This is a genomic window from Bacillus sp. JJ1532, from assembly GCF_036965085.1.
Lineage (GTDB): Bacteria > Bacillota > Bacilli > Bacillales > Cytobacillaceae > Cytobacillus.
Genome location: NZ_JBALOW010000106.1, coordinates 1 through 14975 on the forward strand (window position 1 = coordinate 1; position 14975 = coordinate 14975).

Sequence of the window (14975 nt, forward strand, 5' to 3'; positions counted from 1 at the left end):
ATGAAGTGTTCATAACGCTTGTTTCGCAAAGATACAGATGAAAACGCAAACTATAAAGCGTTTTATGAACGTCTATCATAACCCAAGAAAGAAGAACACGAAGTTCAGGGAATGCATTGATACTTTAACTGGATCTAATGATGCAGTTTTATAAGGTAGAAATTAAGGAGGGTGCAAGATGAACGAAACTGAAGCAAAATCCGAATATCAAATAAAAAAAGATTCTGTCCTGCAGGGTGGTCATGAAAAATACCATGAAAAAAATCAGGAAAAAGGGAAACTCTTTGTCCGAGAGCGCCTGAATATGCTGTTTGATAACGGTTTGCAGTCAGAGGATGGGATGTTTGCTAATATCCTTTCGGGCGATCTTCCGGCAGACGGCGTTGTCACTGGAATTGGCAAAATCAATGGGCGCACCGTTTGTGTAATGGCGAATGACTCGACCGTCAAAGCCGGTTCCTGGGGGAAAAGGACCGTAGAGAAAATTATTCGCATTCAGGAGACAGCTGAAAAGCTTCGCTGTCCGCTTCTATATTTAGTAGATTCAGCCGGGGCCCGTATTACCGATCAGCTGGAAATGTTTCCAGGCCGCAGAGGGGCGGGGCGAATTTTCTACAATCAGGTTAAGCTTTCAGGAAAAGTGCCACAAATCTGCCTATTGTTTGGACCTTCTGCGGCTGGAGGTGCGTACATTCCGGCATTTTGCGACATTGTCGTCATGGTTGAAGGCAATGCTTCCATGTACCTTGGATCCCCACGCATGGCAGAAATGGTAATCGGGGAAAAAGTAACGCTTGAGCAAATGGGCGGGGCCAAAATGCATTGCTCTATTTCTGGCTGCGGCGATGTGCTTGCGAAAACTGAAGAAGAAGCTATCGCTTATGCCCGCAAATATTTAACTTATTTTCCAAATAATTTTTCCGAAAAGCCTGCAAAAGCGGAAGCAAAACCACCGGCAGCATTCGAAAAAACAATTGAGGAACTGATTCCAAAAAACCAAAATGCGCCGTTTGATATGTACCAGTTGATTGATCGCTTAATCGATGAGGGGTCAATGTGTGAAATTAAAAAGCTGTTTGCGGCTGAATTAATCACATGCCTTGGGAGGATCAATGGCCAGCCAATTGGGATCATCGCCAACCAGCCGCGTGTTAAAGGCGGAGTCCTGTTCCATGACAGTGCAGATAAAGCAGCAAAGTTTATCAATCTTTGCGATGCTTATCATATTCCGCTCCTTTTCCTTGCTGATGTGCCAGGGTTTATGATTGGCACAAATGTGGAGAAAGCAGGAATCATCCGCCATGGTGCGAAAATGATTTCCGCGATGAGCGAGGCGACTGTTCCGAAGATGACTGTTATTGTCCGTAAGGCCTATGGGGCTGGATTGTATGCAATGGCCGGACCTGCTTTTGAACCGGATTGCTGCATTGCGCTACCGACAGCTTCGATTGCCGTTATGGGTCCTGAGGCGGCCGTCAATGCCGTTTATGCGAATAAAATCGCTGAGCTGCCAGAAGAGGAAAGAGCTGCCTTCATTGCTGAAAAGCGTGAAGAATACCGTGAAGATATCGATATATACAGACTGGCTTCCGAATTGATTATTGACGATATCGTTGAGCCAAACCGTTTGCGCGATGAACTTGCAGCCCGACTTGATGTTTATATGTCAAAATATCTCGTGTTCACTGAGCGCAAGCATGGTGTTTATCCTGTATAAGGCGGAACAGATGGACAGATGTATGTCCCGATTTATAATAGGAGAAGGGCCCAGATCTGGTGGCAGGATGAATCTAGATCGGCCCTTCAAAACGCCAAAGTTTAGGGGGATAAATATATGGCAATCCAAGAAGGATTTATTGAAGTAACAGGCGGAAAGGTATGGTATCAGCTGCATGATAGCAACTCTAACAAAACGCCGGTCATAATTTTACACGGAGGTCCAGGCTCGTCTCATTATTCCTTGCAGAGATTAAGAGTGCTTGCGGATGAGCGTACGGTCATTTTTTATGATCAGTTAGGCTGTGGGAAGTCAGACCGGCCTAAAGATGAATCATTATGGACGATAGATCGCTTCGTTGAAGAATTAGGGCAGATTAGAAAAGCACTTTCACTTGAACAGCTCCATATTCTTGGACATTCTTGGGGGACGACCTTAGGAGCTGCTTATTTATTAACTAAGCCTGAGGGAGTAAAAAGTGTTATTTTTTCAAGTCCATGTTTAAGCGCACCTCTTTGGGCAGAGGATCAGGAACGAAATCGTTCCTTATTGCCGGAAGATATTCAAGCTACATTAAGAGAATGCGAGGAAAATGGGACAACAGATTCAGAAGCATACCATAAGGCCACTGCAGAATTTAATAAGCGGTTCGTTTGCCGTCTTGATCCTTTCCCTGAGTTTTTAAAACAGGGAGCACAGTACAAAAATCCAGAAGTGTACAATATCATGTGGGGGCCATCAGAACTCCATGTTACCGGCAATTTGAAAAATTTTGACTGTACAGCCCGTTTGAATGAAATACATATTCCGGCACTATATACATGTGGCCGCTATGATGAAGCGACTCCACAATCAACGGAATATTTCAGCAAACTAACTCCAAATGCGAAATTACATGTGTTTGAGAACAGTGCTCATATGCCTTATCTGGAAGAAGAAGTAGAATATTTAAATGTAATCCGATCATTCTTAAATAGTGTGGAGTAAAAACAGAACATGGGGAAATAGACCCCAACCATTGGACCGGACATGAATCTAGCATGATCGGTCCTTTTTCGATTGTAAATTAGAACTACTAGATCAATTGTTAAAGATTATCCACTCATTGCGGACCATTCTTATCTAAGTGATTCTGTATATAACAATGTGAAGTACTGTCATTTTGGCGAGTCATGCGCTGAACGGCTTCTTACATGCCCTCGATTTTTCAATTGCCTTTTGGGACCAGAGAAAAACCATAAGGTAAATATACCTAACCCCTCCAAATGTTTCTTTGTGATTCTATGGTAAAATAGGAAAAAAGTTTTTCTTTATTTATTAAATGTTGTAATATTTATATAGACTTTTAGACTATAAGGACACAAAATGGAAGAATTGCTCCATAGTTTCTCCTATTAAGAAAAGGATACATATTAACCTTTCCTAATAAGATCCGTGAAAGGATATTACTATTATGAATAATAAAGAGGATAAAAAAAATCATAGTGGCTTTATCGATTCCGTCATAGGCTCAACAACAACCGAAAATGTTGAAAGATTTGGCCGGGCAGCATCCGAATATTTGAAAGGCTATAACGGCGTTGTAGATGAAAGTGGAAATATCGTAAAAAAAGGGCTTAAACATGTATCTGATTCCAAGGTTCATCCTGACTTTCAATACCAAAATATTAAACAGCAGTCGGGTTTTTCTGCTGAAATTCATTATACTGATCACACAAATGCAGAAAATATTATTAATCGAAATCAAACTCGTGTACATCGCTCTAATGATATCGGCAGAGGAAATGATCCCGTATTTGATATTTTATCAGTTGATGATCATGGAAATCCGACTTGGGGTGCGCAAATGAAGTTTTGCGGAAAATTTGGTACTCCTGAGGAGATAAAAGCAAGCTCAGAAGCTCTAGTCAAAAAAATGACTGGAGACAAATGGGAAAGATATAGAGGAAACAAAGTTTTAGTCCCAAAAGAACAATATGATATCGCGAAAAAGTATGCTGAGGACACAGCGAAAAGTTTGACTGATCAGGCAGATCAATTTAGACAACAAGGCCATGTTGAAAAGGCGGATTTACTTGATCAAAAGGCACAAAAATACTTGCAAGTATCCAAAGATTTAGAAAATAGCGGTATTACCTCTGAAGAAGCCATTTTTATCCGTGAACATCCAAAGCTAGCCACTGCCAAATATGTAGCTAAAACCGCACATCGTTCCGGGATGGAAAATGCGAAGAGTGCTGCGGTTATTTCAGTTGCTATCTCTTCAGCCCAAAATGTGGCAAGTATTATTCGTGGGGATAAAAGTGCTAAAGAAGCGGTCAAAGATGTTGCTAAAGATACGGCAAGTGGTGCTGTAACGGCTTATATCATTGGGGCAGGTGATACCGCTATTAGGGGATTTATGGCAGCGAGTAAAAAGAGTGTCTATGTCCATTTGTCAAAATCGAATGTGCCTGCGATGATTGCAACGACTGCCGTTCAAGTAAGTAAATCACTGATTCGTTATGCGAAAGGTGAGACTAATAGCCTTCAACTTGCAGAAGAACTTGGGGAAAAAGGGACAGGAATGATGGCAGCAAGCTTTGGTGCCGCAGTTGGAACAGCCATTTTCCCTGGGGTTGGCACAATAATTGGCGGGATGGTCGGCTATATGACAAGCTCTACCATTTATCAGGCTTGTATGCAGGTTTTACATGAAGAGAAGGTGTCACTATCGAGAAGGAATCAAATTCGATCCATTGCAACAGCAGCAATAGAAGCGATGGAACATCAAGGAAATGAATTATTAGCGTTAGTGAATGAATTTTATTCGAATAGATCCAAAGTGTTTTCAGAGAGTCTACTAATGATAGATTCTGCAGCGAAGGATAGCAATTTGAATCAATTTACAGCAGGCCTTAACCAAATAGCACTTGAAATGGGAGGCGCACTGCAATTTAAAGATTTCAATGAATTCAATCAATTTATGATGGATAAAGAAGCCGTCTTAGATTTTTAAATCTAAATATTACAACTGGAGGAATTAAATATGCCATTACCATTAGTCCCAGCAATTATTGCAGGAATCGCAGCAGCGACAGCGGCAACAGGAGTTAAAAAAGGGTTAGATGCAAAACGTGATATGAGTGAGGCCAAATCCCTCAACGCTACCTCACAAGAGATGGCCAAGGAAGCTGAAAAATTTATTGAAATGGCAAAAGAGAACACAAATGAAGCCATTACTATTTTAGGACAGGAAAAAATTCGCATCCTGACAACATCCATTAATGAATTTGTTATTCACTTTGAAAAGATTAAAAATATTAATCTCAAAAATAGTGAAGGGATCGATGAACTGAAAAATTTCAATCCATCCAGTGAAAGCTTTAAGCAATTAAAGGAAGCATCCTTTGAAGCAAAGCAGGTAGCGATTAATGGGATTGCTGCAATTGGATCGGGAGCCCTACTTGCCTATGGAACATATAGTGTAGTGATGGGGGGACTTGGCGGTCTTTTAGTAACCGCTACAACGGGTACGGCTTTAACATCCTTGACAGGCGTTGCAGCAACCAATGCAACATTAGCATGGCTTGGCGGCGGAGCATTAACAGCCGGCGGTTTTGGCATGGCTGGCGGGATGGTTGTATTGGGTGGTTTAGTAGCAGGTCCTGCACTCGCCATTGGGGGAACTATTTTTGCAAGCCAAGCGAAAGCTGCATTAAATGATGCTTATGGAAACTTTGATAAAGCTAAAGTATTTAAGAAACAGGCGAAAAATATCGGCATTGCATTAAAAGGAATTTTCACGCGTGCGAATCAATTAACGGAGCTATTGCAAAAATTGGATACCCATTTTTCTCAGCAAGTAATGAGAATGAAAGACATCATCCAGCGCCGGGGTCTGGATTGGCAGGATTACACAATAAATGAACAGCAGGACATTTATAAATGTGTTCAGTTAGCGCAGACCATTAAACTTATCCTAGATACTCCTTTATTGAAGCAGGAAGGCCAATTAGATGAGGCTACTAATAAAGTTCTTGAGGATGGAAATAAATATTTGCAAATGCTAGCACAAGTTTAGAGATGTTTCATTGTGATCAATGCGGTTTGTGCTGTAAAGCTGTCGGTTCATCTGAGATTTATCAGCATTTAGACCGGGGTGATGGAATTTGCATCCACTTTAATATAGATACGAATTTATGCAACATTTATGAAAATCGCCCGCTTATTTGCCGGGTAGATGATGCGTATGAGGAATTTTTTAAAACAAAAATCACAATGGACGAGTACTACAGGATAAATTATCGATCATGTGAGATTTTGAAGGAAAGGGAGAATACGAGAGTGAGCGATATAAAGGATGCATTGATTAATAAATTTGAGGAGATATTTGGGTACACACCTGGGGATGATTATGCTCCTCGCGTTAAAAATGCACGTGATATTATTTGTCAGGGAAAATACAAAAAAGAAGATATGATTGATATTACAGATACAAGTTTATCGAGTAATGGAAAAGCCGGCTTAGTGTTAACAATCGATTCTGTTTGTGTTAAGGATGCCGCTAACAGTACATCTAAATTCATTGCTAAATATGAGGATATCGATTATACATATATGAATGAAGACAGATTTCTAGGCGTTGATATTACAGCTTTGGAACTAAACATGAAATACGATAAAACATACAGAATCAGCATTGACGCGATTAACAAAGCCAAATTAATTGAATTTATCGACTATGCAATCAGCCTTTATCAAGAAGATGAAGAATTAGTGTGGTAAATGGATCATAGGGACGGGTACCCCGTCCTATTTCATTGCTTTTAAAATCAGGTCATTGATACAATAAATAGTATGTAAACCAATAACGAATGTTTATATTCTGATTTGATTTAAGCAATTAATAACGATTTAAATTCAATCAATATTCGAAGAAAGATATGTGCTTTAGTATCGAAAAAAGGAGAATTTCTAAATGGAAATTGGAATAAGTACGTTTGTCGAGACGACACCAGATGTCAAAACGGGTGAGGTAATCAGTCATGCACAACGCATCCGTGAAGTAGTTGAGGAAATTGTATTGGCGGATCAGGTAGGTTTGGATGTGTTTGGAGTGGGTGAACATCATCGCGAGGATTTTGCTGCTTCCTCTCCAGCAGTTATCTTAGCTGCCGCCGCTTCCCGGACGGAGAAAATTCGTCTAACGAGTGCTGTTACAGTGCTTTCTTCAGCCGATCCAGTTCGTGTGTTTCAAGATTTTGCAACAGTTGATGCCATTTCAAATGGCCGTGCAGAAATAATGGCCGGCAGGGGATCATTTATTGAATCATTTCCATTGTTTGGCTATGATTTAAAGGATTATGATGAGCTATTCGAAGAAAAATTAGAGTTGTTGCTGAAAATTACTGCATCAGAAAAAGTGACATGGAAGGGCGGTCACCGGCCGGCTATTCATGATCGCGGCGTGTATCCTCGGCCGGTCCAGGACCCATTGCCAGTATGGATTGGAAGCGGTGGAAATTCCGAATCGGTTGTTCGTGCTGGTCTGCTTGGATTGCCCCTCGTACTCGCAATTATTGGCGGAAGTCCGCTACAATTTGAGCCGCTTGTACAGCTTTATAAAAAAGCAGCAACTCATGCTGGACATGATTTGTCCAAGCTGTCTGTTGCTTCGCATTCTCATGGTTTTATTGCTGAAACTTCAGAAGAAGCAGCGGATAAATTTTTCCCTTCCACTCAGCAAGTGATGAATAAATTAGGAAGAGAGCGCGGATGGGCTCCTTATACTCGGTCCACTTTCGATGCTGCACGCAGACTAGAAGGTGCCCTGTATGTTGGTGACCCACAAACAGTTGCTGACAAAATCATACACCTAAGGAAAAACGTGGGCATCACTCGTTTCATGCTTCATGTCCCAGTTGGCACGATGCCCCATGATGAGGTTATGAAAGCAATTGAGCTTCTCGGAAAAGAAGTCGCCCCAATGGTGAAAGAAGAAGTTGATAGATGGGAAGCGGAGATGGAAGGTCGAAAATAAGATTAGTTGTTCATCATGTGGTAATTTAGATTTCACTTTAAGTGGGATCTATTTTTATGCTTTAAAATAGTTTGGAAGCTGCCAGTACCAGATTTATCCTTCAACAACGGATTGTTTAGTATGATTAATCGAACTTGTGAGCGAGAAGGATGCATATCTTAATGCCTGCTGAATTAGTATGGAATAGGGGGAAAACATGGAAGTTATATAATAGTCGAATGTGAACCTGCCACTACGTATCGCATATAAAGGAGTATAGCAACAAATTTTGAAGGGGGTACATAAATATGGACATCTTTACTGCAATTTCCACAAGAAGAAGCATTGGGGTTGTTAAACCAGACCCTGTGCCTAAGGAGCATATTGAAAAGATATTGGAAGCTGGTACATGGGCGCCGTCCCATTATCGTACTGAGCCATGGCGATTTTTTGTTTTAACTGGTGACGCGAGAAAAAATCTTGGAAAGGCGATGGCATCATTTGCAAAGAAAAGTCTAGATGATCCACTAAGTGATGAAGGCAAAGAGAAATTGGAAAAGACTGCGCAAAAAGCTTTAAGGGCTCCAGTTATTATTGCAGTTGCAGTGGAACCAACTATTAATGAGAAGGTATTAGTAAACGAAGAACATGCCGCGGTCCATGCTGCGATTCAAAATATGCTTCTTGCAGCCCACGCTCTTGGCTTAGGAGCGATCTGGAGAACCGGAAAGGTTTGCTACTCGTCTGAGATTAAGCAATTTTTTGGGCTTGGGGAACATGCTTTGATGCTTGGTTTTATTTACATCGGCTATCCAAGTATGAAAGAATTGACAGGGAAAAGAAAAAGTATTACCGAAGTAACAAAGTGGATGTAGGGACTCATTGTATATCTTAAAGGCAATCCTTCATCGAAAAAATAGGATAGTGAACCACTCAATGTCCATGCACAAAAGGTATAATAAACTTGGAGTGGCAGACATTAAATAGGCAGGATTTTTAGTATTTGATGTTCATTTTTGTGCAAATAAAAAATGGTTAGAAAAGGAGGGATGGTGTACATATGACAAATAAGGAAGATGAAGCTGCAGCTGCTGGTTGGAATTTTAACAATAGTTATGCCCAATTACCGCCACCATTTTTCACCAGCCTTAAACCAACACCTGTGCGCTCACCAAAAATGGTCATTTTTAATGAGGCATTGGCGGAGGCATTGGGGTTAAATGCTAATTCTTTACAAAGTGAAGAAGGCGTTGCAGTGTTTGCTGGCAACCGCGTTCCTGAACAGGCGCATTCACTTGCTCAAGCCTATGCAGGTCATCAATTTGGCCATTTTACAATGTTAGGAGATGGACGTGCCATTCTGATTGGTGAGCAAATGACTCCTAATGGGGAGCGATTTGACGTACAGCTTAAAGGTTCGGGGAGAACACCCTATTCCCGCGGGGGAGATGGACGTGCAGCGTTAGGGCCGATGCTTCGTGAATTTATTATCAGTGAAGCTATGCATGCACTAAGGATTCCAACAACCAGAAGCCTAGCCGTTGTGACAACGGGGGAAAAGGTGATTCGCGAAACAGATCTTCCTGGTGCTATTCTTACCCGTATCGCTGCAAGTCATCTGCGCGTTGGAACCTTTCAATTCGCTGCAAACTGGAGACCAGTAGAAGAATTAAGAATCCTTGCTGACTACACGATAAATCGTCATTATCCAGAAATTGAACTGGATGAAAATCGATATCTTACACTTCTTCAGCAATTGATCAAGCGTCAAGCCGCATTGATTGCTAAATGGCAATCAGTTGGCTTTATACACGGGGTGATGAACACTGATAACATGACCATCAGTGGGGAAACGATTGATTACGGCCCTTGTGCCTTTATGGATGTGTACGATCCAGATACAGTGTTTAGTTCTATTGATAGACAAGGACGCTATGCCTACCGCAATCAGCCAATTATTGGCGGTTGGAACCTTGCACGTTTTGCGGAAGCCATTTTACCATTGTTGCATGAGGATGAAGAACAGGCTCTTAAGCTGGCGCAAGATGAGATTTCCAAATATAGTGAAATCTATCAATCATATTGGCTTGCTGGCATGAGGGCAAAACTTGGATTAACGAATGAAGAACCAGGAGATACCTTATTAATAGAAAACCTTTTGAGCATTATGCAGAAGGTCAAGGCTGATTATACAAATACTTTTCGTGCTTTAACATTAGACAAGATGGAGGATTCTCTGCTTTTTGGCACACCTGAATATAATCTGTGGCATGAGCTCTGGGAGGCGAGATTGACGAGGGAGCAAACATCGAAGGAAGCCACTCAACAGTTGATGCGTAACAGTAATCCCGCTGTCATCCCGCGAAACCACCGGGTGGAGGAAGCACTTGAGGCTGCAGTTAAGAATGGGGACTACAATGTGATGGAACGATTGCTCCAAGCTCTTTCAAATCCATTCGCCTATACAACTGAACAGAATGTATACTGCACAATACCTGATCCATCAAAGCTTCCGTACAGAACCTATTGCGGAACTTGATGCATCGTGAAAATTAAGTAATAAATAAATTGTAAAATCAATCAAATGAGATTAATTTTAATAAATTCAAGCAAAATAAGAGGGTGTTAATTGAATTTTTTTAAGGGAGGTTTTTTAGGTGGCAAAAAACAAGCAAACACCCTCAATTCAAGTCGATCAAAAGCAATTACTCGAGGACAAAGTAGAAGCTCAGCGAAAAAATGGATTTGAAGACAATCATGTTCGCCGCGTAACGTCTAATGGTGCACAGGGTCAATAATTAAGATATAAGGCAAAATACGGGCACCATATTGTTTTTGGATGCCCGTGATTATTTTTGCCAATGTGAAAAGATGGGAAGCCAGCAGGACTGTACTTTTTACATGTACGAGTTAGTAACAGTCGTATTTTAAGCCCGTTAATTTTCAATAAACATAAAGGTTTTTTTCAGCAATTGAAAATCAAGGCTCATTTTCTCAAATTCCTTATATTCAATACTGTCTGGGCGATCTGCATACTGATTTTCACTTACAGGCAAAATCGCATATACAAAGCCATTTTTGACACCAAGCTTTTGATATAAGCTGTCCTCATAGCCATCTTCCCATGTTTGCTCCTTTATTTTCTCAATGGAAAATAGCGTTCTTTCAGAGATTGCTTTATTTTTCGGCACGTAGCTGAAAACTAAATGACTATTCTTCTCGGCTGAGCGGTATTTCGTATCCCATTCTACAGGAATTGAAAAAGCATATTCTGTTGCTCGATAAGTAAATAGCTTCTGAGTAATATAAGGTGTTCGCTCCCAAATACTTGCCGTCTTCTTCACATCCACTTTATCGATGAACCAGTTAGCATCTGCCTGACTCACAGTTAAATTTGCAGTCTCTGTCCCAAAAGGTCCCGTTGAGGTTTCTAGTTGTAATTCTACTGCATAAGTATAAGTACTTTTATTTATTTTCTTTTCATTTTTGATTTTGTAGCTGCTAATCCAAGGGCTTGATGTACCAGTTACCCAGCCATTGTTATCAAAATACGTTTTCGTTTTTTCCTTAAGGTCTAAAGTAAATAGTGCGTATTGATATGCACCATTACGGTTAGTAATTGCTTTGCTCCATTGGTTAACAGCGTCTGAAGCTGATACAGGTGCAACTGCATTTTCTAATAAAGAAATTTGAAGCTGGAGCATTTCTATATCTTGTTTTTGACTTTCCAATATTGGCTGTTTTTTATTATTGCTGGCTAATTCAATTTTTGCCGCCTCTTTTGGTGTTTCATTCGCATAAGTAGCGCTCGTCAGCATCCCCATTAAGGCAACAGCACTAGTAATTGTTACAAGTTTCTTTTTCATGTTCTTTTCCTACTTTCCTAATATGATGTACCTTTATTGTATATTGGTTTGGTTGGAAAGTAGTTAAGGAAAGATTAATTAAGGTTACAAAGAAGATACAATTATCTTAGTATGGAGAATCTTTGTTTTTGCAAGATTGGTCTTTTTAGAATTTCATTTAGTGCTATAATAATCAGTGATGGTTTTGCCAATTTCTTCAGCAGGAGGTATATAAAGGATATGTTTTCACGTAATAAAGCATTTTATTTTATTTTCGCTATAGTGGTTTCAGCTTTCGTTTTGACTGGCTGTGGAACGCAAGCGGAAAATGGGAAGACGAAGGAAAATACAGCGAAGGAATCTGCTGAAAAAACAGATTACCCTTCATCTGTTAAAGAAAAACCGATTGTAACAATAACAATGGAAGATGGAAAAGAGATCGAGATTGAATTGGATCCGACTGCAGCACCAAATACGGTTGCAAATTTTATTTCTTTAATTGAAGATGGTTTTTATGATGGAATTATTTTCCACCGGGTTATCCCTGATTTTATGGTTCAAGGGGGAGATCCTGAGGGGAATGGCTCTGGTGGCCCCGGATACTCCATTGAAGGTGAATTTTCTTCAAACGGATTTGAAAATAACATCACACATGAGCGTGGCGTCATTTCAATGGCACGGACTCCCGATCCGAATTCAGCTGGATCGCAATTTTTTATCATGGACGAAGAAGCTCCACATCTCGATGGTGAATATGCAGCTTTCGGCAAAGTAATTAAAGGATTGGAAACAGTTGATTCAATCGTGGCTGCTGAACGAGATGAAATGGACAAGCCATTAAAAGATCAGAAAATGAAAACGGTGAAAGTGGATACGAAAGGCTTTGACTATCCAGAACCAAAAAAAGTTCAATAATATATAGCGCCTGACTCATGGTACGTTAATGAAATAACGCGGCAGGGGTCAGGCTATTATTATTAACTGTGTTTTCTATCTCATAATATTATTATGTAAACTAACGATGTTCAATATCACTATATTACTTGATAGCTGTACTTGCTGATTTAATCTTAAACTGAGACACTTAAAAATAATTAAATAATTTAGAGAAATGGGAATTAAATAGTCATCTCGTGTCCCTACGTCCCATTGTAAGGGGAATTTATGAAAAGGTTTATTATAGGTATAAGTGGTTTTTTATTTTTGATCATTTATTTTAATGGAACAACCCATTTTATTTCTAATAGTGTGATTCAATTTATTTGTCTCTTACTCTTTTTCCCGATTGCCTCATTTATTGCAAAAATAAATGGATTTCCAGGGTTAAAAGGGATTGGTTTAGTCAAAACACGCCATTGGATGAGACATTTTATTGTTAGTTTTGTCATAGGATTTGGATTTTGGGCACTTATGTATATTTCATATTGGCTGCTTGGAAAATTTGAAATAATAGGTATCAAATCTGGAATAGAAGCTATAAGTATAATCGTTCAGGTATTAGTAGGGTTCTTTTGTGGGTCATTAATAAACGATTTGATCACAAGAGGATATGTTTTAAATTTAATAAAAGGGAAATTACCAGCATATGCGATAGCTGGAATAAGCATTTGTATTTATGCAGTGGATGATTTTTGGAATGGAGACTTGACCACGACCAATTTTATTTTTTCAATTATTTTAGGCTGTTCATTAACCTACTCATTTCTTAAAACTGGATCCGTGTGGGCTAATACAGGAATTCACTTTGGGCTAAATGTGGCATATGGAATCATCTATGGGCTCTCTGGAGAGTATGGAGGTGGGCTAATTCTTACTGTCAAAGGAAAAATTAACCCGATACTAAATAATTTTATCGTATTAGCAGCGCCGACAATCATGTTTTTGGCAGTATTTTTATATTATCGAAATAAAAGTAATGAGAATTTTAGATTTGTTGGGGTGGAACGGGACGACCGAGAAGCTAGAGAAATTACCTAAGATCAACGAAAGGAAATTTCAAATGAACATTAGAAACAAATGGAACATAAAACATCAGGAGCGCATTAAACATGTAAGGACATCTGCCTTGAATCCAAGGTTAGAGAAGCTGTCTGACTATTTTCTTGGAGGCACTGCTCTCGATCTTGCATGTGGTCTTGGGGGAAACAGTTTGTTCCTTGCGAGAATGAACTATCAAGTTCAGGCTATTGACATTTCAGATGTTGCCATTCATTTTGTTAATGAACAAGCTGCAAAAGATCATCTTCACATCGAAACACGTATTGGAGATCTTACAGAATCGCTTGATCAGAATTGGCTGAAGGAACCATTTGATCTAATCGTCATTACATATTATCTGGATCGCAAACTGTTTCCGATTGTAAAGAACCTTATAAAAAAGGATGGGTATTTCTTCATGGAAACATACTTCCAATCACAGCAAAACGAAAAAAGGCAAGTCTCTGACCAATATAAATTACAGCCGAACGAGTTAATAAAAGAGTTTAGAGATTGGGGCATTCTTTATTTTGAAGAAAATGAACAAGAGGGGAGGCAAACAATTTTTTGTCGGAAAGGGTAATTATTATCCATATACCGACAAACCTCTACAGGATTCTGTTATAATGGGCAGGAATAAAAGAAGGAGGTGAAAAACATGGAAAAAACACTTCAATTGATTTTGAATAAACTTGATAATTTGGATCAAAAGGTAACCAATTTAGATCAAAAAGTAAACGCCCTGGATCAGAAGGTAAACGTTCTGGATCAAAAGGTAAACGCCCTGGATCAAAAAGTAAACACCCTGGACCAGAAAGTAAACGCCTTGGATCAGAAGGTAAATACCCTGGATCAAAAGGTAATTTCATTAAGTGAAACAGTAGCAGCCACGAATGTAAAAATTTCAGAAACAAATGAAAGAATTGATGCTCTTGAAAAGAAAGTAGACAAGGTTATTGACGAAGTAAAAGAAATCAAAAATTCAATGGCCACAAAACATGATCTGGAATACTATGATCAAATGATTTCTGAGCACTCCAGACAAATTTACAAGTTAAAAAATCATTAAACTGCAGCAAGAATCCCCAATTACTTCATTTAAGGCTATTATTTTTCTAAAATTGTTCAATCTCCTCACTTTAAGAGTTCGCACTATTGAAGAAACGCTTTTTAGTAAATGTTATTTGGAGGTAGGGAAACTCTTTATTAAAAATGAGTTTTCCCTTGATGTATCCAAAATTATCAGACTTAAGCTATTGCATATTCTACCTCAAACTTCTCTCCAAAAAAAATTATCTTATCTGCATTAGGTCAATAATAAATTTGTATGCAACTGCTCAGTCAACTTTTAATACTTTGATCTATTCCATTTCATTGGAACATCTTTATACTCACATTTAATACCATTGCACTAGAAAGTATTATGGTATAATGA

At 39.4% G+C, this 14975-nt stretch carries 14 protein-coding genes and 1 pseudogene; 14 read left to right on the forward strand and 1 reads right to left on the reverse strand.

The genetic code is table 11. The features are described 5' to 3' along the window. Positions 1 to 178 precede the first annotated feature (178 nt). The 10 genes and pseudogenes from V7122_RS23540 (at position 179) to V7122_RS23580 (ending at position 10516) form a co-directional block, all read left to right on the forward strand. Positions 179 to 1717, forward strand: coding sequence for an acyl-CoA carboxylase subunit beta (locus tag V7122_RS23540; protein WP_335529566.1), 1539 nt, complete (start codon positions 179 to 181; stop codon positions 1715 to 1717). 117 nt (positions 1718 to 1834) lie between these two features. Beyond that, positions 1835 to 2704, forward strand: a complete 870-nt coding sequence (locus V7122_RS23545; RefSeq protein WP_335529569.1) for a proline iminopeptidase-family hydrolase — start codon at positions 1835 to 1837, stop codon at positions 2702 to 2704. Between the two features lie 466 nt (positions 2705 to 3170). Then, positions 3171 to 4715 carry a hypothetical protein gene (locus tag V7122_RS23550; protein ID WP_335529572.1) on the forward strand — a complete coding sequence of 515 codons (1545 nt, stop codon included), beginning with the start codon at positions 3171 to 3173 and terminating at the stop codon, positions 4713 to 4715. Positions 4716 to 4745: 30 nt separating this feature from the next. Then, positions 4746 to 5780, forward strand: coding sequence for a hypothetical protein (locus tag V7122_RS23555; protein ID WP_335347154.1), 1035 nt, complete (start codon positions 4746 to 4748; stop codon positions 5778 to 5780). Between the two features lie 2 nt (positions 5781 to 5782). After that, a pseudogene (locus V7122_RS25855) lies at positions 5783 to 5947 on the forward strand (YkgJ family cysteine cluster protein); the annotation flags it as partial. 96 nt (positions 5948 to 6043) lie between these two features. Next, positions 6044 to 6484: a hypothetical protein gene (locus V7122_RS23560; RefSeq protein WP_335347153.1), complete on the forward strand. Its 441-nt coding sequence runs from the start codon at positions 6044 to 6046 to the stop codon at positions 6482 to 6484. 193 nt (positions 6485 to 6677) lie between these two features. Further along, positions 6678 to 7739: an LLM class flavin-dependent oxidoreductase gene (locus V7122_RS23565; RefSeq protein ID WP_335353907.1), complete on the forward strand. Its 1062-nt coding sequence runs from the start codon at positions 6678 to 6680 to the stop codon at positions 7737 to 7739. Positions 7740 to 8026: 287 nt separating this feature from the next. Continuing rightward, positions 8027 to 8593, forward strand: a complete 567-nt coding sequence (locus V7122_RS23570; RefSeq protein ID WP_335529577.1) for a nitroreductase family protein — start codon at positions 8027 to 8029, stop codon at positions 8591 to 8593. Between the two features lie 185 nt (positions 8594 to 8778). Continuing rightward, the gene (locus V7122_RS23575) at positions 8779 to 10257 is read left to right on the forward strand and encodes a protein adenylyltransferase SelO (protein WP_335529579.1); all 1479 of its coding nucleotides are present in this window, start codon (positions 8779 to 8781) and stop codon (positions 10255 to 10257) included. 118 nt (positions 10258 to 10375) lie between these two features. After that, complete coding sequence (locus V7122_RS23580; protein ID WP_335529580.1) at positions 10376 to 10516, forward strand: hypothetical protein; 141 nt, start codon at positions 10376 to 10378, stop codon at positions 10514 to 10516. A 138-nt stretch (positions 10517 to 10654) separates the two neighbouring features. Here V7122_RS23580 and V7122_RS23585 read toward each other — a convergent pair whose 3' ends face one another. After that, on the reverse strand, positions 10655 to 11584 hold the full coding sequence (locus tag V7122_RS23585; RefSeq protein ID WP_335529583.1) for a hypothetical protein: 930 nt from the start codon (positions 11582 to 11584) through the stop codon (positions 10655 to 10657). A gap of 219 nt (positions 11585 to 11803) precedes the next feature. On the opposite strand from V7122_RS23585, the gene V7122_RS23590 reads away from it, so the two are divergent. The 4 genes from V7122_RS23590 to V7122_RS23605 all read left to right on the forward strand — a co-directional run bounded on the left by V7122_RS23590 (position 11804) and on the right by V7122_RS23605 (position 14609). After that, positions 11804 to 12478 (forward strand): peptidylprolyl isomerase, encoded by a 675-nt coding sequence (locus tag V7122_RS23590; protein WP_335529585.1) that lies wholly within the window; start codon positions 11804 to 11806, stop codon positions 12476 to 12478. Between the two features lie 249 nt (positions 12479 to 12727). Beyond that, positions 12728 to 13540, forward strand: a complete 813-nt coding sequence (locus V7122_RS23595; RefSeq protein WP_335529589.1) for a CPBP family intramembrane glutamic endopeptidase — start codon at positions 12728 to 12730, stop codon at positions 13538 to 13540. A gap of 22 nt (positions 13541 to 13562) precedes the next feature. Further along, the gene (locus V7122_RS23600) at positions 13563 to 14123 is read left to right on the forward strand and encodes a class I SAM-dependent methyltransferase (RefSeq protein ID WP_335529592.1); all 561 of its coding nucleotides are present in this window, start codon (positions 13563 to 13565) and stop codon (positions 14121 to 14123) included. A gap of 75 nt (positions 14124 to 14198) precedes the next feature. Beyond that, positions 14199 to 14609 carry a coiled-coil domain-containing protein gene (locus V7122_RS23605; RefSeq protein ID WP_335529595.1) on the forward strand — a complete coding sequence of 137 codons (411 nt, stop codon included), beginning with the start codon at positions 14199 to 14201 and terminating at the stop codon, positions 14607 to 14609. The last annotated feature ends 366 nt before the right edge of the window (positions 14610 to 14975 follow it).